This window comes from Pseudonocardia broussonetiae (assembly GCF_013155125.1).
GTDB classification, from domain to species: Bacteria; Actinomycetota; Actinomycetes; order Mycobacteriales; family Pseudonocardiaceae; genus Pseudonocardia; species Pseudonocardia broussonetiae.
Genome location: NZ_CP053564.1, coordinates 1,536,501 through 1,556,631, shown reverse-complemented (window position 1 = coordinate 1,556,631; position 20,131 = coordinate 1,536,501). Strand labels below are relative to the sequence as shown.

The following is a 20,131-nucleotide window of genomic DNA, read 5'->3' as shown; positions in this document are numbered from 1 at the left end:
GGCCGACGGGCCGGAGCCCTGTGCACGGAGGACGACATGGGACTCGACTTCAGCCTCGACGAGGGTCAGCTGGAGCTGCGCGCCGGAGCCCGGCAGTTCGCCGACGGCGTCCTGACCGGGGTGGCGGCGGCACTGCAGGACATCCCCGGGCCGGAGGAGCGCTTCTACGCCATCAAGCCGTTCTACGAGCAGATGGTCGCCGCGGGCTTCCTGAAGGCGCTGATCCCCGACGAGTACGGCGGCAACAAGTTCTCCTCGCTGGCGTTCGTGCTCGCCGCCGAGGAGCTGGCGCGCGTCGACATCAACACCCCGACCGCGGTGCTGGCCACGGGACTGGGCCTGGCGCCGATCATCCACTTCGGCACCCACGAGCAGAAGGAGCGCTTCCTCCGCCCGTTCACCGACGACGAGCCGCGGCTGGCGGCGTTCGGGTTCACCGAGGTCACCGGTGGAGCGAACTTCGACTCGGTGGACCCCAAGGTCGGGGTGCAGACCTTCGCCCGGCTCGACGGCGACGAGTGGGTGATCAACGGGGCGAAGCACTACACCACCAACGGATCCGGGTGGAACCGCGAGCTGCCCGACGTCATCACCCTGGTGTGCCGCACCGACCCGGACAAGCCGCCGCAGGAGTCCCTCGCGGTGATCGTCGTGGAGAAGGGCACGCCCGGCGTCGAGATCACCGGGATCATCGACACCATCGGGCACCGGGCCACGATCTCGCCGCGGCTGGAGTTCACGAACGTCCGGGTTCCGGCCGGCAACATCCTCGGCGAGCCCGGCGACGGCATGGAGATCGTGAAGACGGCCTTCTCGTGGACGTGCGCACCGATCGGTGCGGCCTGCGTGGGGCGGATGCGCGCCGCGTTCGACTACGCCTACGAGTTCACCAGGACCGACAACCGCTCCGGCCCGCACCCGGTCATCGAGTACCAGAACGCCGGCTACATGCTCGCCGACCTGAAGATCCGGATCGAGGCGGCCCGCTACCTGACCTGGAAGGCCGCCGACCACTTCGACAAGACCGACGGCAAGGACCGCGAGCTCGCGAACATCACCAAGGTCTTCGCGTCGGAGACGTCGGTCCAGGTCGTGTACGACGCCATGCGCCTGGTCGGGGTGGACGCCTACACCGATCTGACCCCGATCGCGGGGATCATGCAGGACGTCCTGTGCTTCCCCGTGTACGACGGCGGCAACATGGGCGTGCGGCGCCGCCAGTTGCACGAGATGTTCCAGAACCCGACCTACGACCCGCTCGCGGCGGCCGAGAACCGGCTCTCGACGGCCTGACCACACGGGCGGTCGGTCGAGCATCATGGGTCCCGGCACACGGACGACCGGGGCGAGGAGTGTGGGCGATGCGCTACTGGACGACGACGGACCGGCCGCCCGTGGAGCAGTTCAGCTACTGGCGCGAGGTCATCTGCGAGGCGTTCACCCCGCTGGCCACCGAGCGGCGTTCGGCGCACCGTCCGTCGGGTCCGCGTCAGCCGGGGATCGAGAGCTGGGTCCGGTCCAGCGTCCTGACCGGCACCAACTGCGCCGAGGTGGTCTCCGCCACGCAGCTGATCACCCACGGCGAGGCGGAGGTCCGGCGCACCGACTCCGACCACGTGTTCGTGAACCTCCAGCTGCGCGGCCACTGCGTGGGCGGCCAGGGCGGCCGGACGTGCGTCGTGCAGCCGGGCGGGTTCGCGATGTTCGACACGACGGCCGAGTACCGCCTGGAGTTCGTCGGCGAGCCGGGTTCCCAGGAGTGGCACGTCGTGTCGTTCCGCGTCCCGCGGACGCAGCTGGTCCCCCTGCTCGCCGATCCGCACGGGAGCACCGCCGTGACCCACGACGGCACCACGGGCGGCTCGGCGGCCCTCGTCGCCTCGACGATGCTGTCGATCTGGAAGAACGTCGGCTCCCTCGACCGCCACGGGCGGCAGGCGGCGGACACCGCGTTCACCGCACTCCTGGCCGCGGCGGCCGGCGGCGGGGACCGGTTGCGCGACACCTGCCGCGACGAGCTCGACGCCTCGTTGCGCGCGTCGATCAATCGCTTCCTGGCGGCGAACCTGCGTCACGCGGACCTGTCCGCGGCCCTCGTGTCACGGCGGTTCGGCATCTCCCCCCGCACGCTGCACCGCCTGTACGAGGGCACCCCGCAGAGCTTCGGCCGGACGGTCATGACGCTGCGCGTCGAGGCGTGCGCGCGGGAGCTTGCCTCGGGTACGCGGCAGTCCCTGACCGAGCTCGCCAGCCGGTGGGGCTTCTGCGACCTGTCCCACCTCAACCGCGTCTTCCGCTCGCGCTACGACTGCCTGCCGTCGCAGTACCGGGACGCGGCGCTCCCGGCGGGAGCCCACGTCGTCGTCCGGTGAGCCGACGTTCCATCGCAGTCGCACGTCACCCGCGCGTTCCGCGCGCGCTTCGGGTGCACGCCGTCCGAGGTCCGCCACGCGCCGCCACCGAGTGAGACAGGGGCCTCCGCAGCCTTTACCGAGTGAGGGTAGGCGTATCTAATGCAGGGGTGGGCTCACCTGTTCTCTTCGTGGACGGCCTCGCTGCGCACGGTGGACGCGCCGCCGTCGCGCTGCCGGCCGGCGAGGTCGTCACGCACCGCGAACTCGCCGCCCGTGCGGACGCCCGCGCCGAACGGTGGGGCGCCGGACGGCGCCTCGTCGGGATCGTCGCGACGCCCGGGCTCGACACCCTCGTCGCCTACGTCGGTGCGCTGCGGGCCCGTCACGCGACCCTGCTCCTGCCGCCCGACCGCGCCGCGTCGCTCGTCGGGCACTACCGGCCCGACGTCGTCGTCCGCGGCGACGTCGACGAGCAGTGCTCGCCCGCCCCCGCGCACGACCTGCACCCCGACCTCGCGCTGCTGCTGTCGACGTCGGGCTCGACCGGTTCGCCGAAGCTGGTGCGGCTGACCTTCGACAACCTGGCGGCCAACGCCGCGGCCATCGCCGACATCCTCCCGATCCGGCCGGACGACCGCGCCGCGCTGACCCTGCCGCTGCACTACTGCTACGGGCTGTCGGTCGTGCACAGCAACCTGCTGCGCGGGGCGTCGGTGCTCCTCGGGCCGGCGTCCGTCGCCGACCCGGCGTTCTGGCCCGAGTTCCGCGCCCACGCCGCCACCAGCCTGCACGGCGTGCCGCACACGTTCGACCTGCTCGACCGGTCCGGGTTCGCCGACCTGGACCTCCCGCACCTGCGCTACGTGACGCAGGCGGGCGGGCGCTGGGACCCGGAGGCGGTGCGGCGGTGGGCCGCGCTCGGGCGGAGCCGCGGCTTCTCGCTGCACGTCATGTACGGGCAGACGGAGGCCACCGCCCGCATGGCGCACGTCCCCGCGGACCGGGTGCACGCCGCGCCGTCGGCGATCGGGCTCCCGGTCCCGGGCACGACGCTGCAGGTGGACGCGCCCGACGCCCGCGGCGTGGGCGAGCTGGTGTGCCGCGGCCCCGGCGTCATGCTCGGCTACGCGCGCAGCCCCGCCGACCTCGCCCGCGGCCGGGAGGTCACCGAGCTGCGCACGGGCGACCTGGGCCGGCTCCGCCCGGACGGCCTCCTGGAGGTCACCGGCCGCGCGGCCCGCTTCGTCAAGCCGTTCGGCCTGCGCGTCGATCTCGACCACGCCGAGCGGCTGCTCGCCGACGCCGGCGTCCTGGCCTGCACCGGTGACGACACGGGCATCGTCGTCGCGGTGCGGCGCGGCGCCGACCGGGCCCGCGCGACGGCCGTGGAGCGGCTCGGGCTGCCCGCCGCGGCGGTGCGGGTGGTCACGGTGGCGGAGCTGCCGCGGACGGCGTCGGGGAAGGTCGACCACGCGGCGCTCGCCGCCCGCGCGGCGGCGGAGCCGGTGGCCGACGGCGTCCGGGCGGTGTTCGCCGGCGTGTTCCCCGACGACCGGATCCGCGGCGGCGACACGTTCGTCGGGCTGGGCGGGGACTCGCTGTCCTCGGTCCGGATGCAGGTCGGGCTGGCCCGGGTGCTCGGCGACGTCCCGCCGGACTGGCCGACCCTGTCGGTCCGCGAGCTGGCCGCGCGGACCCCGGGCGCCCGTGGCCCGGCCCGGATCGAGACGGCCACCGTGCTGCGCGCCGCGGCGATCGTGCTGGTCGTCGGCTCGCACGTGGGCGCGTTCCGGGTGCTCGGCGGCTCGCACGTGCTGCTGGCGGTGGCGGGCTGGGCGTTCGCGCGGTTCGCCCTGTCGCCCGGCGCCGGGGATCCGGCGCGGGCCGCCCTGCGCTCCGCGGTGCGGATCGGGGTGCTCAGCGCGCTCTGGGTGACCTGGCGGGCGATGACGCAACCCGACGTCGGGCTGCACCACGCCCTGCTGCTCAACTACTGGATCGACCCCGAGGCCTGGGGGTACTGGTTCGTCGAGACCCTCGTGCAGCTGCTGCTGCTGCTCGCCGCCGTGTTCGCGGTGCCGCCGATCGCCCGGGCCCAGCGCCGGTGGCCGTTCGGGTTCGGCTGCGCCGTACTGGGCGTCGCCCTGGCCGCGACCGCGCTCGACGACGGCGGGAACACCTTCACCGACCGGCTGATGAGCCCGCACACCGTGCTGTGGGTGTTCGTGCTCGGCTGGGTGGTGCAGAAGGCGGCGACACCGGCGCAGCGGCTGGCCGTGACCCTGCTCGTCGTCACGCTCGTCCCGGCGTTCTTCGCGGCCGAGCCGGCCCGCGGCGCGGTGGCGACGCTCGGGGTGCTGCTCCTGCTGGTGCCGGCCGTGCGGGTGCCGCGGGTGCTGGTCACGCCGGTGTCGGCGCTGGCGGCGGCGTCGCTGACCATCTACCTGACCCACTACGCCGTGTACCCCGGGCTGGCCGCGCTGCCCCCCGCCCTCGCGACGCTCGCCTGCCTGCTCGCCGGGGTGGCGCTGCACGTGGTCGGCGGGCGGGTCCTGGCCCGGGCGCGCTCACTCCGGGTAGAAGCGCACCGGTCCGCACACCTCGACGCCGACCTCGCGGCCGGGGCCGGGGACGTCCGCGTCGGCGGTGCGGCACCGCACCCGGGCACCCCCGACGTCGAGCACGACCGTGGTGTCGCGGCCGTGGAAGACGACCTCCAGGACCCGCCCGACCGGGCCCCGGTCCGGCGCCACCAGCCGCAGCTGCTCGGGGCGCACCAGGATCCGCCCGGGTCCGTCGGGCGCCGGCACGGCGTGCTCGCCGAGCACGCTCGCCGCCCGTTCCGCCCGCACCGCGGCCGGCAGCACCACCGCGTCACCGACGAACGTCCCGACCCCGACGTCGACCGGCTCGCCGTAGACGGACCGCGGTGATCCCGCCTGCACCACCCGGCCCGCGCGCAGCACCGCGACCACGTCGGCGATGCCCAGGGCCTCCTCCTGGTCGTGGGTGACCAGCACGGCCGTCGCGCCCGCGGCCCGCAGCGCCGCCCGCACCTGCTCGCGCACCTCGCCGCGCAGGCTCGCGTCCAGCGCGGTGAACGGCTCGTCGAGCAGCACCAGCGCGGGCGCCGGCGCGAGCGCGCGGGCCAGCGCGACGCGCTGCTGCTGGCCGCCGGACAGCTCGCCGGGGCGGCGCCCGGCCAGGTCGGCGAGCCCGACCAGGTCCAGCACCTCGCCGACGCGACCGTTGCGGCGCCCCGCCCGGTCCAGCCCGAAGCCGACGTTGCCGGCCACGGTGAGGTGGGAGAACAGCGCGCCGTCCTGCGGGACCAGCCCGATCCGGCGGCGCTCGGGCCGCTCGTCGACCCCGTCGCCCGCGACGACCCGGTCGCCGATGCGGATGCGTCCCGCCGTCACGGGGTGGAAGCCGGCGATGCAGCGCAGCAGGGTCGTCTTCCCTCCGCCGGAGGCGCCGAGGACGGCGGCGAGCGCGCCGTCCGGCACCTCGAGGTCGACGCCGTGCAGCACCGGGGCGCCCGGGAACCCCGCGTGGACCCCGTCGACCAGGAGACGGGTCATCGCCGCATCGCCCGGTCCAGCAGCACGGTCGGCACGGCGGCGACCAGCACGAGCACGAGCGCGTAGGGCGCGGCGGCGCCGAACGCGCCGGCGCCCGTGTGGCTCCAGAGCTGCACGGCGAGGGTGTCGTCGCCGGTCGGGCGGAGCATGAGCGTCACGGGCAGCTCCTTGGTGATGGTGAGGAACACCAGCGCCGCCCCCGCCACGACGCCCGGCGCGGCGAGCGGCAGGGTGACGCGCGCGAACGCGGCGAGGCGGCCGTGCCCGAGCGAGCGCGCGGCCTCCTCCAGCGCGGGCGGTGCCGCCGCGACGGACGTGCGCACCGCGCCGATGGCCAGCGGCAGGAACAGCACGGCGTACCCCGCCACGAGCAGCGGGGTCTCCTGGTAGATCCCGGGCACCAGGCGGATGCCGAGGAACACCAGCGCTAGCCCGATGGTGACGCCGGGCAGTGCGTGCCCGGCGTACGCGGCGGTCTCGACGACGCCGACCAGGCGTCCCCGGTGCCGGGCGGCGAGCACCCCGACCGGCCCGGCGAGCAGCACCGTGACCACCGCCCCGAGCGCCGCGACCTGCAGCGTGACGGCGGTGGCACCGGCGAGCGCGGGCCAGTCGACCCCCGTGGACGACCCGACCGCGGCCCAGTGCACGAGGCTCCAGGCGGGGAAGCCCAGCGCGATCCCCGCCACCGCGACGACCGCGGCGACGGCCGGGACGCGGGCCCGGCCCAGTGCCACCACCGCGACCGCCCGGGCGGTGCCGCGCCCGATCCGCTGCGCCGCGGCGCCGCGGGCCCGCATCTCGGCCCAGGTCAGCAGCCCGGCCAGGCAGACGAGCACGCACCCGAGCACGGCGGCGGGCGTGCGGTCGAAGGTGGCGCGGTAGCTGGTGAAGATGGCGAGGGTGAAGGCGTCGTAGCGCATCAGCGAGACCGCACCGAAGTCGCTGAGCACGTAGAGCGCCACCAGCAGCCCCCCGGCCGCGGCCGCGGGCCGCACCCGCCGGGCCGTCACCGTCAGCAGCACCCGGCCCGCGCCGTGCCCGAGCGAGCGGGCCACCTCCTCCAGGCCCCCGTCGGCGCTGCGCAGCGCCGCGGCCACCGGCAGCAGCACGTACGGGTAGCTGACGGTGGTGAGCACCGCGTAGGCGCCCCAGAACCCGGCGACGGCGGGCCACTGCGCGATCCACGTGAAACCGGCGACGTAGGACGGCACGGCCAGCGGCAGCGCCAGCACCGCGGCCCAGGCCCGCCGTCCGGGCAGGTCGGTGCGCACGAGCAGCCAGGCCAGGCCGGACCCGACCACGACGCAGGTGAGGGTGACCGCCCCGGCCAGGGCCACGCTGCGGACGAGCAGTTCGGCGGTGCGCGGGCGGGTGAGCACGTCGAGCACCGCGGCGGGGCCCGCGCCGAGCGCGCGCACACCCAGGTAGACCAGCGGGACGAGCGCGAACAGGCCGGGCACGACGGCCGCGGCGACCAGCGCCGGGGGGACCTGCCGCCGGGTCCGGGCGCGCAGCGCCCCCGTCACGCCAGCCCGGTCTCCTGGAGCAGCGCGAGCGTCTGCTGCAGCGACTCCAGGTCCGACAGGTCGATGTCCGGCGGCTGCAGGTCCGACAGGGGCGGCAGGTCGTGCACGGTGGAGGAGACGCCCGACCGCACCGGGTACTCGGCCGTGACGTCGGCGAAGTACTGCTGCGCGGTGTCCGAGACCAGGAACTCGACGGCCTGCCGGGCCTTCTCGGCGTCGGGGCTGCCCGCGATCACGCCGGCCCCGGCCACGTTCACCAGGCCCAGCGGGTCGCCCCCCGGCACGTAGTGCACCCGCGCGGGCACGTTCGCCTCGCCGACCTCCGCCACCCGCTCGTACCAGTAGTAGTGGTTGGACAGGCCCACCGCGATCTGCCCGGCGTTGACGGCGTCGAGGATCTGGATGTTGTTCTCGAAGCGCACCGGCTCGTTGGCGGCGAACGCCTCCAGCCACGCGCGGGCGCCGTCCTCGCCCCGCAGCACCCGGAGCCCGGTGACGAAGGCCTGCCAGGACGCGTTGGTCGGCGCGTAGCCCAGCCGGCCGCGCCAGGCCGGGTCGGCGAGCGCGTCGAGCCCGGTGGGCAGCTCGGCCTCGGGCACCTGGCGCGGGTCGTAGAACAGCACGCGCGACCTCGCGGACGTCGCCACCCACCCGCCGTCCTCCGCCCGGTACTCGGCGGGGACGGCGTCGAGCACCGTGGCGGGCAGCGGGTCGAGCCGACCCGCCCCGCCGAGCGCGCCGAGCGCGCCGGCGTCCTGGGAGAAGAAGACGTCGGCCTCGGTGGCGTCGCCCTCCTCCAGGAGCTGCGCCGCCAGCTCCGCGCTGCTGCCGTAGCGCACCTCGACGGTGCCGCCGATGCGCTCCTCGAGCTGCGTGATCAGCTCGCCGACGAGCTGCTCGTTGCGTCCCGAGTAGATCGTCAGGTCCGCCGAGGAACCGCAGGCCGTCACCAGGGGGGACAGCGCCGCGAGGGCGAGGGCGGCCGCCATCAGGGGAACGCGGGGCACGGGGTCACTCCTCGTCAGGTGGCCGGCGGGCGCGGCCGAGTGAGGTGAGCGTAACCAATTACCCGGCGGAAGGGGTCAGGTCACCGGCCGTCGGCGGGCGGACCACACCCCGGCGGCGTTCAGCGCACCGCCCCACAGGGCCAGCACCACGAGCCACGCCACCACCTCGGGGGTCGACGGGCTGCCGGTGAGCAGCGGCGGGGTGGCGCCGAAGGGGGTGAGCCACGCGCGCAGCCACGCGAGCGGGCCGAGCGCGCCCAGCGTCAGCCAGACCCCGAGCGGCAGGACGACCGTCCCGAGGAACGCGACCAGCGGCCGGCGCAGCAGGAACCCCAGCCCGGTGCCGACGAGCTGCGCGGTGACCTGCACCCCGATCCCGCCGAGCGCCACGGCCACCACCGTCGCGGGTCCGCCGAGCGCCGCCGACGGCACGAGCGCGACGGCCACCACGCAGGCCGCGAACCCCAGCAGCGCGACGGCCGCGGCGTACGACGCGGCGGCCAGCACGACCGGCCCCGCGCCGCCCCCGCCCGGACCGCGCGCCCACTCCTGCGCCAGCAGGACCCCGGACAGGGGGACGAGGACCGACATCAGCAGCTGCGCCGCGGACGCCGGGACGGCCACCGTCGGCACGGGCGCGGCCACCGCGACCAGCACGGCCGCCGCCGCCCCGACGACCAGGACGGCGACCAGCAGCCACCGCCGCCCGGTCCCCGCCGTGGAGCGGCGCAGCCAGTGGCCGACACCGCCCGCCACCGGCGATCGCTCCACGGGCCCTCCTCGCACGGTCGCGTCCCGTCGGCGTCCAGTATGGAGCCCGGCGGCCCCCGGGCCCGTCAGCGCGCGTCGCCGTGCGCGGCGACCAGATCGGCGACGGCCTTCGGGAGCGTGGTCTCGAAGTCGTGCAGCACGACGTGGTCGGGCCGGACGGTGATCACCGCCATCTGCGCGTAGAGGGCCCGCACGCCGGCCTCCCAGGCGGGCATCGCCTCGGCCGGGGTGACCTTGCGGGAGGCGGCGACGTACTCGTCGGGCACGCCGTCGACGACCTCGACGGTGGCCGCCCCGCGCACGAGCAGGCACCGCGGGGGCATCCCCGGCCGGTCGACGGCCAGCGCGACCCGGGGGTGCCGCCGGATCGCCGCCACCTTCGCCGACCTCACGACGGTCGCGACGACGACCACCTCGCCGGTCCACCAGAACGCCGTGGGGACCACGCGGGGATCGCCGTCGAGGCCGACGTAGGACAGGCGGGCGGGGATGTCGGAGGCCAGCAGCTCCCGGGCGATCGGTCGGTCGAGGGTGTCGGTGACGGTCTGCGCGTCCATGGGGTCCTCCGGCGTCTGGGGGTCGCTCACCCCCGGGACGGAGCCGGTCGCGGATCCTCGACACCCTCGACGACGAGGTGGGCTCACCCCACGGCGTACCGGCGGGCCGCCTCGACGATCCCCGTGACGACGTCGACCTCGGCGTCGTCGCGCGGGCCCGGGACCAGCACCATCCCCGAGCCGACGCGGACCCCGGCGAGCGGGTGCGGCACGGCCCAGCCCTTGGCGATCGCGTCGTAGGCCAGCTCGTCGGGCAGGGCGACGTGCACGCTGCCGTCGGGATCGGGGTGCAGGTGCGCGAACTCGCCGACGTCGGGCACCAGGTACGCGGGGTCCGGCCCGGTCGCGGCGGACCGGTCGAGCAGCAGCGACCGGGTGCCCGCGACGCCGACGGTGGCCGGCGCGGTCGTCACGGCGTCGAGCGCGGACAGGCGCTTCCACAGCTCCTCCTGCCGGTCCGCGGGCGCGTTCTGGGTGAGCTGGTGCTGCGGGACGGTGGTCGCGGTCTCGGGCGGCGGGCCGGAGCGCGCCGGGAGCCGGCCGCCGGTGAGGGTCGGCCACGCGGGCTCGTCGCCGTCGGGGAGCGGGTTCTCGCCGTGGGCGCGCAGGTGGTCGAGCCGGTCGCCGAGCCAGGTGCCGAGGTGGCCGACGACCTCACCGGCCAGCTGCGCCCCGCCCGGCTCGCGCTCGGCCCACAGCGGGGCCCCGCTCTCGCGGGCCAGCCAGTCCCAGGTGCGGGCGAGCAGCGGCGCAGGCGTGCGGACGTCGGCCTCGCCGTGCGCGAGGAACACCGGCATCCCGGACAGTGCGCCGCGCCCCATCGGCAGGCCCGCGTCGAACGGCAGCGCGCCGTAGAGCAGGCCCGCTCCGGCGAACCGGTGCGGCGCGGTCAGCATCAGCGCCCCGGCGAACGTGACGCCCTCGCGGAAGCCGACGAGGAGCACCGGCCGGTCCGGGTCGCCCTCCGTGTCGAGCCAGTCGAAGAACCAGCGGCAGCTCAGGGCGACGTCGTCGGCGTCGGGCGGGCCGCCGGTGAACCACGCGTAGCCGGTGCCCTGCTGCACCGGCCCGCGCACCGCGACGTACGCCACGGGACCGTGCGGCAGCCACGGCGAGATCTCGATGAGCGAGTGCTCGCTGGTGCCGCTGCCGTGCAGCGCGACGACCAGAGGTGCGGCCGGGTGCTCGGTGCCCCACCGCGCGACGAGCGGGATGTCGTCCGGCCCGGCGAGACGTTGATCTCCCACCGCGCCACGGTAGAGGCGGCGGCTCCGGGGACCGGTCTCAATGCGAGACGGCGGGCGCTGTTCCACGTGGAACAGCGACGCGCGTCACTAGGATGTCGCCCATGATCCTGATCAACGTCAAGTTCCCGGTGCGCGCCGAGAAGGTCGACGAGTGGCTGACCCTGGCCCGGTCGTACGCGACCGCGGTCAACGCCGAGGAGGGCTGCAACTTCTTCGAGTGGTCGCGCGGCCTGGAGGACCCGCTGGAGTTCGTGACCATCGAGTGCTTCCGCGACGCCGACGCCGGTGGCGCCCACACGAAGACGCAGCACTTCGCGGAGTTCGTCGAGAAGGCCCCCGACCTCGTGTCCGCGCAGCCGCAGATCATGTACGTCGACCACGAGCAGGTGCAGGGCTGGGGCCCGATGGGCGAGATCACGCCCCGCTGACGCACCGTCCGGGCGGGCCCGCGGGCCCGCCCGGGGCGCCGTCAGCCCATCCGCCGCAGGCCCAGCCACTGCAGGTCGGCGAACACGGCCACCGCGGCGGCCTGCGCCAGCACCACGGCGACGCCGAGCCCGGTGAGCGAGGGGCCGGCGACGACCGTCGCCAGGACGCTGCCGGCGACCCACGCGGCGTTGCCGAGCACGACCGTCCACGCGGCGGGCCGCGGCACGACCGGCCGGGCGGCGAGGACGAGCAGCCCCGCCGCGAAGACGACGAGGAACGCGCCGACGCCCACCAGCACCGGCGCGGGCGGGCCCAGCAGGTCGACGAGCGCGGGCGCCGCGGCGAGGGCGAGCACGCCGAGCGCACCCGAGGCGGCGGCGTCGGTCCGCAGCGCGCGGCGCAGCAGGCGGCCGCCGTCGGAGGTGCGGGTGGCGGCGGTGTCGAGGGTGCTCATGGTGTGCGCTCCTGTCGTCGAGGTCATGACAGGAACTGTCGTGCAGCGGGGTCGTCGGGTCGATGACGTGCGGGGTAAGCAGACGGCCCGCCCGCGCACCGGGGTGCGCGGGCGGGCCGTCGGAAGGGCCGGGATCAGCCGATCTGCTGGTTCTCCGTGATCGAGCCACCGGCGGCGCCGCTCTGCGCCATCTCGGCGAGCATCGCCGCCATGTCCATGGCCGCCATCGCGCCGACCTGGTTCTGGCCGACGCCCTCGGGCGCGGGGCCGTTGACCTGACCCTCGACGCCCTCGCCGCTGTTCACGACGGGAGAGGTCGAGGGGGCCTCGGGGGCGGCGGGCAGCTCGGGGGCGGCGGGCGCCTCCGGCACGGCGAGCTCGGGGGCCGTCGGCAGCGCGAACGCGTCACCGGCGGGGAGCTCGGGCGCGGCGGTGTTGACGGCCGGCATCTCGAAGTTGACGACGCCGGGGACGCTCCAGCCCTCGGCGGAAGGCAGGCCGGGCGTGGCCGGGGCCTCGGGGGCGGCGGGCAGGGCGGGCGCGGCCGGGAGGCCGGCCTCGCTCAGGCCCTCGGTTCCCGGCAGGGCCGGGAGCGCGGGGGCGGCGAGGGCGTGGCCGGCGAAGCCCACACCGAGGGCGGCGATTCCGGCCGCGGCGGCGGTGGTGCGCAGGCTGCGCCGAGCGAGGCTGCTCATGCGAGGTGTCCCTTCAGACGCTTTCGTTGTCAGGACGATCAACGAGGCGTTCAGCGACGGGGTGTGCACTTAACGTGACCGTCATCGTCTTTCACTCGTTATGGTGGGGCTCGTGCGCAGCCCGGCGTGTCGTTCATCATCGACATCGTGACGGTGGTGGGAAGGCTCGCGGCGGCGAGCGCCGGTGTCGGTATCGGAGCCGGTCTGGGCGGGATCGGCTGGTTCTACTCCGGGGTCCTGCTCGACACCCGGCGGGAGGTCGTCTACCCCGAGCGCGTGCTCGGCGTGACCCGCGGCGCGGTCTCGCTCGCGGAGTCGCGCCTGACCCGCCAGCCCGGGACCTGGGGCCTGCGCTGGGCGGGTGGGCTCGCCCGGGTGGGCCCGGTGAGCGCCGTCGTCGACGGCGCGGTCCGCCGTCCGCTGCTCGGCGGGGACGTGCCCGTCGCCGGCACGGCCGCCGTGCTCGACACCGGGCCGTGGGACCCCGACCCGGCCGCCCGCGGGCTCGCCTTCGACGACGTCGACGTGCCGACGCCGCTCGGCCCGGCGCCCGCCTGGCTGGTGCCGGGCGGGTCCGACACCTGGGTCGTCGCGGTGCACGGGCGCGGCGGGTCGCGGCGCGAGGCGCTGCGGGTGCTCCCGGCCCTGCACGCGCTGGGGCTGCCGGTGCTGGTGGTCAGCTACCGCAACGACGGCGACGCCCCGGCGAGCCCCGACCGCCGCGACCACCTGGGCGACGCCGAGTGGGAGGACGTCGAGGCGGCGGTGCGGTTCGCGCGGGAGCGGGGCGCGCGCCGGATCGTGCTGTACGGCTGGTCGATGGGCGGGGCCATCACCGGCGCGTTCCTGGACCGCTCGGCGGAGGCGGCCGACGTCGTCGCCGTCGTGTGGGACGCCCCGCTCGTCGACTGGCGCGCCACCCTGCGCCTGCAGGCCCGCAACCGGCGGCTGCCCCCCGGCCTCACCCCGCTCGCCACGGCGATCACGAGCCGGCGCATCCGCATCGACTTCGACCGCTTCGACCTGCGCCGCCGCCCGCCCGCCGTCCGCCCGCCGACGCTGCTCGTCCACACCGACGACGACACCGCCGTGCCGGTCTCCGCGAGCCGCGCGCTGGCCGCCGCGGCGCCCGGGCTGGACTGGGCGCTGCGCTACGTCGAGGTCGCGGGCCTGGAGCACACCGCGGCGTGGAACGCCGACCCCGCGGCGTACGAGGAGACCGTGACGTCCTTCCTCTCCGAGGTGCTGGCACCATGGAGGCGTGACGGAACCAGGTAACGCCAAGAACACCGCGACGCTGCGGACCTCCGAGGGCGACATCACCATCACCCTCTTCCCGGACCACGCGCCCAAGACGGTCGCGAACTTCGTCGGGCTCGCCACCGGTGAGGGCGACTACAGCCAGCCCAACGCGAGCGGCGGCGACTCGGGCCCGTTCTACGACGGCTCGGTCTTCCACCGCGTGATCGGCGGCTTCATGCTGCAGGGCGGCGACCCCACCGGCACCGGCCGCGGCGGCCCCGGCTACCAGTTCGCCGACGAGTTCCACCCCGAGCTCCAGTTCGACCGCCCGTACCTGCTGGCGATGGCCAACGCGGGCCCCGGCACCAACGGCTCGCAGTTCTTCATCACCGTGGGCCCGACGCCGCACCTCAACCGCCGGCACACCATCTTCGGCGAGGTGGCCGACGCCGAGTCGCGCGCCGTCGTCGACAAGATCGCCGCGGTCAGCACCGACCGGTCCGACCGGCCGCTGAACGACGTCGTCATCCAGAAGGTCGAGATCTCCTGAACGAGGCACCGTGACCCACCCCGCCGGCCCGCCCACCGGAGCCCCGGTGGTGTGCGTCCGCCATCCCGACCGGCCCACCGGGCTGGCGTGCACCCGCTGCGGGCGCCCGTCGTGCCCGGAGTGCCTGCGGGAGGCGGCGGTGGGGTACCAGTGCGTCGACTGCGTCCACCAGGGTCGCCACGACGTGCGCCGGGCCACCACGGTGGCCGGCGCCGTCGTCGGGTCACGGCCGGTGGTCGTGCCCGCCCTGGTGGTGCTCAACCTGCTCGTCTTCGCGGTCACGGCCGCGCAGGCGGGCAGCATCGCGGCCAACACCCGCTCCGCCCTGTTCGCCGCGTGGGCGCTCTCGCCCGGCACGGTGGCCGCGGGCGAGTGGTGGCGGACGGTCACGTCGGGCTTCCTGCACATCGGCCCGGTGCACCTCGCGTTCAACATGTTCGCGCTGTGGGTGATCGGCCGGGACATGGAGGGGCTGCTCGGTCGCGGGCGGTTCCTGGCGGTCTACCTGCTGGGCATGCTCGGCGGCGCCGCCGCGGTGATGCTGCTCTACGGACCCGGCGAGTACGTGGCCGGGGCCTCCGGGGCCGTGTTCGGGCTGATGGGCGGCCTCGCCGTCGCGCTCGTGCGGCTGAAGCGGCCGCTCAACCAGGTCGGCGGCCTGCTCGCCGTCAACCTCGCCCTGGGGTTCTTCGTCCCGGGCATCTCCTGGCAGGCCCACGTCGGCGGCCTGCTCGCGGGCGCCGCGGCCACCGCCGTGCTCGTCTACGCCCCGCCCGCCCGCCGCGCGCCGCTGCAGGCCGGCGGCCTCGCCGCGATCGCCGTGGTGCTCCTCGTGGTCATCGCCGTGGGCGCCCTCCTAGCGGGGACGTAGGTCCATCAGCTCCGGGGCGACGTCCTCGGGGTCGGCGCCGAGGTCCAGGCGCCCGAACAGCAGCAGCCGCTCCCCGCCGTCGGCGGTGACCGTGTCGACCTCCAGCAGCGAGCTCTCCCGGCCGAAGCGGCGCGTCCGCAGCACCCGGACGCCCTGCACGAGCGGCCAGGGGTGGTGCCGCGCGCGCAGCAGCCCGCCGACCGTCAGCCCGTCGGCGTCGGCGCGCAGCCGGGGCCGCGCGCGCGTGCCGTACAGGGCCGCGACGGCGAGCCCGACGGCCGCGCAGCCGGCCAGCAGGCGGCCCGCCGGGTCGGCGCCGGACGTCACCAGCAGCACGCACCAGGCCGTCGCCGCGGCGGCCGCGAGCCAGCCCAGCACGACGAGCCCGGGGGCCGGGCTCCAGGACCGAACAGCCGATCCATGATCACTCACGGTAGTTTGTCCACAGCGGTTGTCCACACTGTGCACTACTTACAGGCCGGTATTTCCGCTGGTCAGCGCCATCTCATCGTCATCAGGAGGCCGATCACGATGAGTGAGAAGCCGATGAGGAAGTTCGCGGGGCCCAGCGCGGCCATCCACGGGATGTAGTCCACAGCCAGGTAGTTGACCACCAGCCACACGAGCCCGAGCAGCATCAGGCCCAGGAACACCGCCACGTAGACGGGGTTCGTGGGGCCCTTGACCTTGACCGGCGTGGTCGTCCGCCGGTCGCCCGCGGGCGGGGTGTAGACGGTCTTCTTCCGGACCTTGCTCTTCGGCATGTGCAGACCTCGTCGACGGCGTCACCGGCGCGCGCCGCGCCGGACTCTGCCCACACGGTAGCGCGCGCGTCCCCGGACGGGGTCAGGCGCGCGCGCTCAGGGCGGCGGTCTCGGCGGTGAGGGCGTCGACGTCGGCGGGGGAGGGGGCGTGGCCGGCGGCGGTCATCCAGTTGGCCAGCAGCCGGTGCCCGCCCTCGGTCAGGACCGACTCGGGGTGGAACTGCACGCCCTCGATCGGCAGCTCGCGGTGCCGCACGGCCATGATGACGCCGGTCTCCGTGCGCCCGGTGACCTCGAGCTCGGCGGGCACGGTGCCGGGCCGGATCGAGAGCGAGTGGTAGCGCGTGGCGACGAACGGGTCGGGCAGCCCGGCCAGCACGCCGTCGCCGCCGTGGTGCACCAGCGAGGTCTTGCCGTGCAGGAGCTCGGGCGCCCGCTCCACCACCCCGCCCCAGGCGACGCCGATGGCCTGGTGGCCCAGGCAGACCCCGAGCAGCGGCAGGGCGCGGTCGGCGCAGCGCCGGATCGCCTCCACGCTGGCACCCGCCCGCTCCGGGGTGCCCGGGCCGGGGCTGACCAGCACACCGTCGACGTCGTCGAGCTCGTCCAGGTCGACCTCGTCGTTGCGGCGGACCGTGGTCTCCGCGCCGAGCTGGGCCAGGTACTGGACGAGGTTGTAGACGAAGCTGTCGTAGTTGTCGATGACGAGCACGCGCATGGGCACCAGTGTGCCCCGGCCCGCGACTCAGTTCCCGAAGAACCCGCCGCCGGCGTCGCCGATGGTGATGGTGAGCTCGTCGCCCTCCTCCAGGGACTGCCCCGCGGCGACCGACTGCTCGATGACGCGGCCGTCCTGGCTGTTGTCGCTGACGCCGCGCTCGCGCTGGTTGACGTCGCTCAGGCTGATGCCGGCCTGCTGGATGGCGCGCAGGGCGTCGCTGCGGTCGAGACCGACCAGGTCGGGCACCTGCACCTGGTTGCCGCGCGAGAGCTGCAGCGTGACCGTCGAGCCCGGGGCGGCCTGCGTGCCGGCGGACGGCTCGGTGCCGAGGACGTCGCCGCCCTCGCCGCCGCCGTCGACCTCGGTCTCGGCGACCTCGAAGCCCGCCGTCTCCAGCGCCGAGCGGGCCTGGTCGCGGCCCTGGCCGGTGACGTCGGGCACCGCGACGGTGGTCGGGCGGGTTCCGACGACGACCGCCACCGCGCTCCCACCGGGCGCATCCGCTCCCGCGGCCGGCGTCGAGCGGATGATCTTGCCGATCAGCGCCTCGTCGCGGGTCTCCTCGGGGGTCTGCTCGCCGAGGGTGAGACCGCGGGCGGCCAGGGCCGTCTCGGCGTCGGTGATCGAGAGCCCGGCCAGCGGCGGCACGGCGGCGACGGCGGGCCCGGACCCGACGAAGAGCGTGACGGCCCGCCGCTCCTCGACGAGCGAGGTCGCCGGCGGGTCGGTGCGCACGACGCGGCCCTGGTCGTCGACGGAGGACTCCTCGGTCTGCACCGTCGGGTTGAGGCTGAGGTTGATCAGGGCCGTGCGGGCGGCCTCCTGCTCCTGCCCCACGACGTCGGGCATCGCGAACTGCTCCGGCGCGGCCGGCCCCCCGAAGATCTGGTAGGCCACGAACCCGATCAGCGCCAGCGCGATCGCCACGGCCGCCGCGATGCCGACGATGCGTCCGGTGCCGCGCCGCGGCTCCTCGTCGTCGTAGTAGGCGGGCGCGGACGGCGGCAGGGTGTGGCGGCCGCCGCCGTTGATCCGGCGGGTGGGGCCGGTCTGGCTGGCGAGCATCGCGGTGCGCTCGTCCTCGCTCATCACCGCGGGAGCCATCACCGTCTGCCCGCTGCGGACGCGCACGAGGTCGGAGCGCATCTCGGCGGCCGACTGGTAGCGGTTGGCCGGGTTCTTCGACAGCGCCTTGAGCACGACGGAGTCGAGCGCGGCCGGGATGTCGGGGTTGAGCTCCGACGGGCGGCGGGGGTCCTCGCGCACGTGCTGGTAAGCGACCGCGACGGGCGTGTCGCCGGTGAACGGCGGCTCCCCGGTGAGAAGCTCGAACAGCACGCAGCCCGCCGCGTAGACGTCGGACCGGGCGTCGACGGCCTCGCCGCGCGCCTGCTCGGGGGAGAGGTACTGCGCGGTGCCGATGACGGCCGCGGTCTGCGTGACGTTCTGGCCCTCGCCCAGCGCGCGGGCGATGCCGAAGTCCATCACCTTCACGGCGCCCGCATTGTTGATCATGATGTTTGCGGGCTTGACGTCGCGGTGGATGATCTGGTGCCGGTGGCTGAAGTCGAGCGCCGCGCAGACGTCGGCCATGACCTCGATGACGCGCTGCTGGCTCATCGGCCCGGTGGTCTTGACGATCTCGCGGAGCGTCTGGCCGTCGACGAACTCCATGACGATGTAGGGCAGCGGCCCGAACTCGCTCTGCACCTCGCCGGTGTCGTACACGGCGACGATCGCGGGGTGGTTGAGCGCCGCGGCGTTCTGCGCCTCGCGGCGGAACCGCATCTGGAACTGCGGGTCGCGGGCGAGGTCGGCGCGCAGGACCTTGATGGCGACGTCACGGCCCAGTCGCGTGTCGAGGCCGTGGTGGACCTCGGACATGCCTCCGTAGCCGAGCGTATCGCCCAGCTCGTAGCGCTCGGACAACAGGCGGGGGGTGGTCATCGCGGCCTCTGGGAGGTTCGGGTGGACGAGGTCATCATGCCGGTCGCGGTGTGCGGACCGGGTGCAGCGACGGCCCCCCGAGCGCCGGTCGGCCGGTTGTACGGGTTCACCGGCCGCTCCCCGTGTCGATCACCACGGTGGGCACCGGGCCCACCCGCATCCCCGCCCCCGCCCCCGGGTCGTCCTCGCCCAGGGCTCGGAGCACGAAGATGCCCACCACCACCGCCGCGACCGTGAGCAGCACGAACAGCACGATGAGCAGCCCCCGACCCGGCCCCGACGTGGGCTGCAGCCGCAGCGGCTCCGTCGGCCCGGCGGGCGCCCGCCGGACGGGCTCGTACGGCCGGTCGCCGATGTAGACCTCGCCGTCGTCGGACGGTCCGTACGGGTCCGCCGGGCGGGCGTCGACGCGGTACGGGTCGGGCGCGTACCGGTCGGCGGGGACGGCGTACCGGTCATCCGGCGCGGGCACCGGGGGCGGCGCGGCCGCGCGGCGGCTGCGCGACGGCGTCGCCACCGGTGCCGACCCGCCATGCGGCGTGAGGCCGGACGGCACCGGCATCGGCTCCCCGCGGCGCACGGCGGCCACGGCCTCGGCGAACTCGCCCCCGCTGGCGTAGCGCTGCGTCGGGTCCTTGACCAGCACCGACTCGATCAGCTCGCGGGCCGGCAGCGGGATCGTGTCGGGCAGCGGCGGCGGCTCGTCGCGCACCTGCATCATCGCGACGGCCACCGCGCTGTCGGCGCGGAACGGCCGGTGCCCGGCGAGGCACTCGTAGCCGACGATCCCCAGGGAGTACACGTCGCCCGCGGGGCCCGCCTCGGCGCCGCTGGCCTGCTCCGGGGCGATGTAGTGGGCGGTGCCCATCACCATCCCCGAGCGCGTGACCGGCACGGCGTCGGCGGCCTTCGCGATGCCGAAGTCGGTGATCTTGATGAGGCCGTCGGAGCGGACGAGGATGTTGCCCGGCTTCACGTCGCGGTGCACGAAGCCGCGCTCGTGCGCGGCCTGCAGCGCCCGCGCGGTCTCCTCGATGATCCGGAGCGTCTCGGCGGTGTCGATCGGCCCGCGGGCGATCACGGCCGACAGCGGCTCGCCGCGCACCAGCTCCATCACCAGGTACGCGGTGCGCCGCCCGCTGTCGGACGGGTCGTCCTCGCCGTAGTCGTGGACGGCGGCGATGCCGGTGTGGTCGAGCGACGCGACCGTGCGCGCCTCGATCCGGAACCGGTGCAGGAACTCCTCGTCGTCGGACAGCTCCGGCCGCAGCACCTTGACCGCGACGCTGCGACCCAGCCGCGTGTCGGAGGCCTCCCAGACCTCGCCCATCCCGCCGACGGCGATCCGCCGGTCGAGCTGGTACCGGTCGGCGATGAGCAGCCCCGCGGCGAGAGCCCTCACTGCGCACCAC

19 protein-coding genes and 2 pseudogenes are annotated in these 20,131 nt (G+C 75.4%); 8 read left to right on the top strand and 13 right to left on the bottom strand.

The genetic code is table 11. The features are described from left to right. Positions 1–36 precede the first annotated feature (36 nt). From HOP40_RS07760 to HOP40_RS36360, 4 genes and pseudogenes are all read left to right on the top strand, one after another. A complete protein-coding gene (locus HOP40_RS07760; protein ID WP_172156108.1) occupies positions 37–1,293 on the top strand; it encodes an acyl-CoA dehydrogenase family protein in 1,257 nt (418 codons plus the stop codon). A 68-nt stretch (positions 1,294–1,361) separates the two neighbouring features. Continuing rightward, a complete protein-coding gene (locus tag HOP40_RS07755; RefSeq protein ID WP_172156106.1) occupies positions 1,362–2,372 on the top strand; it encodes a helix-turn-helix domain-containing protein in 1,011 nt (336 codons plus the stop codon). Between the two features lie 18 nt (positions 2,373–2,390). After that, positions 2,391–2,498: pseudogene (locus HOP40_RS36735) on the top strand (helix-turn-helix transcriptional regulator); the annotation flags it as partial. Then, positions 2,495–3,469, top strand: a pseudogene (locus HOP40_RS36360) (AMP-binding protein); the annotation flags it as partial. The pseudogenes HOP40_RS36735 and HOP40_RS36360, both read left to right, overlap by 4 nt. 1,452 nt (positions 3,470–4,921) lie before the next feature. Here HOP40_RS36360 and HOP40_RS07740 read toward each other — a convergent pair. From HOP40_RS07740 to HOP40_RS07715, 6 genes are all read right to left on the bottom strand, one after another. Then, entirely contained in the window at positions 4,922–5,935 is a 1,014-nt protein-coding gene (locus HOP40_RS07740; RefSeq protein ID WP_172156104.1) for an ABC transporter ATP-binding protein, read from the bottom strand. Next, positions 5,932–7,464 (bottom strand): ABC transporter permease, encoded by a 1,533-nt coding sequence (locus HOP40_RS07735; protein WP_240157571.1) that lies wholly within the window; start codon positions 7,462–7,464, stop codon positions 5,932–5,934. Before HOP40_RS07735 ends, HOP40_RS07740 begins: the two co-directional genes overlap by 4 nt. Beyond that, positions 7,461–8,471, bottom strand: a complete 1,011-nt coding sequence (locus HOP40_RS07730; protein ID WP_240157570.1) for an extracellular solute-binding protein — start codon at positions 8,469–8,471, stop codon at positions 7,461–7,463. The genes HOP40_RS07735 and HOP40_RS07730 overlap by 4 nt, the downstream gene beginning before the upstream one ends. Positions 8,472–8,546: 75 nt before the next feature. After that, positions 8,547–9,242 carry a hypothetical protein gene (locus HOP40_RS07725; RefSeq protein WP_172156102.1) on the bottom strand — a complete coding sequence of 232 codons (696 nt, stop codon included), beginning with the start codon at positions 9,240–9,242 and terminating at the stop codon, positions 8,547–8,549. A 65-nt stretch (positions 9,243–9,307) separates the two neighbouring features. Then, on the bottom strand, positions 9,308–9,799 hold the full coding sequence (locus HOP40_RS07720) for a pyridoxamine 5'-phosphate oxidase family protein (protein ID WP_172156101.1): 492 nt from the start codon (positions 9,797–9,799) through the stop codon (positions 9,308–9,310). Between the two features lie 83 nt (positions 9,800–9,882). Beyond that, the gene (locus HOP40_RS07715; protein WP_205347121.1) at positions 9,883–11,046 is read right to left on the bottom strand and encodes a luciferase domain-containing protein; all 1,164 of its coding nucleotides are present in this window, start codon (positions 11,044–11,046) and stop codon (positions 9,883–9,885) included. 101 nt (positions 11,047–11,147) lie between these two features. Here HOP40_RS07715 and HOP40_RS07710 point away from each other — a divergent pair, with 101 nt between their 5' ends. Beyond that, complete coding sequence (locus HOP40_RS07710; protein ID WP_172156099.1) at positions 11,148–11,474, top strand: putative quinol monooxygenase; 327 nt, start codon at positions 11,148–11,150, stop codon at positions 11,472–11,474. 41 nt (positions 11,475–11,515) lie between these two features. On the opposite strand, the gene HOP40_RS07705 is transcribed toward HOP40_RS07710, so the two are convergent. Continuing rightward, positions 11,516–11,929 carry a hypothetical protein gene (locus HOP40_RS07705; RefSeq protein ID WP_172156097.1) on the bottom strand — a complete coding sequence of 138 codons (414 nt, stop codon included), beginning with the start codon at positions 11,927–11,929 and terminating at the stop codon, positions 11,516–11,518. A 134-nt stretch (positions 11,930–12,063) separates the two neighbouring features. Beyond that, complete coding sequence (locus HOP40_RS07700) at positions 12,064–12,624, bottom strand: hypothetical protein (RefSeq protein ID WP_172156095.1); 561 nt, start codon at positions 12,622–12,624, stop codon at positions 12,064–12,066. A 147-nt stretch (positions 12,625–12,771) separates the two neighbouring features. On the opposite strand from HOP40_RS07700, the gene HOP40_RS07695 reads away from it, so the two are divergent. The 3 genes from HOP40_RS07695 to HOP40_RS07685 are packed head-to-tail and all read left to right on the top strand — an operon-like array spanning position 12,772 to position 15,287. Continuing rightward, positions 12,772–13,902: an alpha/beta hydrolase family protein gene (locus HOP40_RS07695; RefSeq protein WP_240157569.1), complete on the top strand. Its 1,131-nt coding sequence runs from the start codon at positions 12,772–12,774 to the stop codon at positions 13,900–13,902. Beyond that, a complete protein-coding gene (locus HOP40_RS07690; protein ID WP_172156091.1) occupies positions 13,886–14,416 on the top strand; it encodes a peptidylprolyl isomerase in 531 nt (176 codons plus the stop codon). The genes HOP40_RS07695 and HOP40_RS07690 overlap by 17 nt, the downstream gene beginning before the upstream one ends. Before the next feature lie 10 nt (positions 14,417–14,426). Then, positions 14,427–15,287 carry a rhomboid family intramembrane serine protease gene (locus HOP40_RS07685; RefSeq protein ID WP_172156089.1) on the top strand — a complete coding sequence of 287 codons (861 nt, stop codon included), beginning with the start codon at positions 14,427–14,429 and terminating at the stop codon, positions 15,285–15,287. Here HOP40_RS07685 and HOP40_RS07680 read toward each other — a convergent pair. The 5 genes from HOP40_RS07680 to HOP40_RS07660 all read right to left on the bottom strand — a co-directional run bounded on the left by HOP40_RS07680 (position 15,273) and on the right by HOP40_RS07660 (position 20,121). Further along, positions 15,273–15,719, bottom strand: coding sequence for a PH domain-containing protein (locus HOP40_RS07680; protein WP_172156077.1), 447 nt, complete (start codon positions 15,717–15,719; stop codon positions 15,273–15,275). The genes HOP40_RS07685 and HOP40_RS07680 overlap by 15 nt on opposite strands. A 62-nt stretch (positions 15,720–15,781) precedes the next feature. Further along, positions 15,782–16,051, bottom strand: coding sequence for a cell division protein CrgA (gene crgA / locus HOP40_RS07675; RefSeq protein ID WP_172156075.1), 270 nt, complete (start codon positions 16,049–16,051; stop codon positions 15,782–15,784). Positions 16,052–16,133: 82 nt separating this feature from the next. Then, the gene (locus HOP40_RS07670; RefSeq protein ID WP_172156064.1) at positions 16,134–16,769 is read right to left on the bottom strand and encodes an aminodeoxychorismate/anthranilate synthase component II; all 636 of its coding nucleotides are present in this window, start codon (positions 16,767–16,769) and stop codon (positions 16,134–16,136) included. A 27-nt stretch (positions 16,770–16,796) separates the two neighbouring features. Then, on the bottom strand, positions 16,797–18,719 hold the full coding sequence (pknB, locus tag HOP40_RS07665; RefSeq protein WP_172156062.1) for a Stk1 family PASTA domain-containing Ser/Thr kinase: 1,923 nt from the start codon (positions 18,717–18,719) through the stop codon (positions 16,797–16,799). A 106-nt stretch (positions 18,720–18,825) separates the two neighbouring features. Further along, the gene (locus HOP40_RS07660) at positions 18,826–20,121 is read right to left on the bottom strand and encodes a serine/threonine-protein kinase (RefSeq protein ID WP_240157568.1); all 1,296 of its coding nucleotides are present in this window, start codon (positions 20,119–20,121) and stop codon (positions 18,826–18,828) included. Between the last annotated feature and the right edge of the window lie 10 nt (positions 20,122–20,131).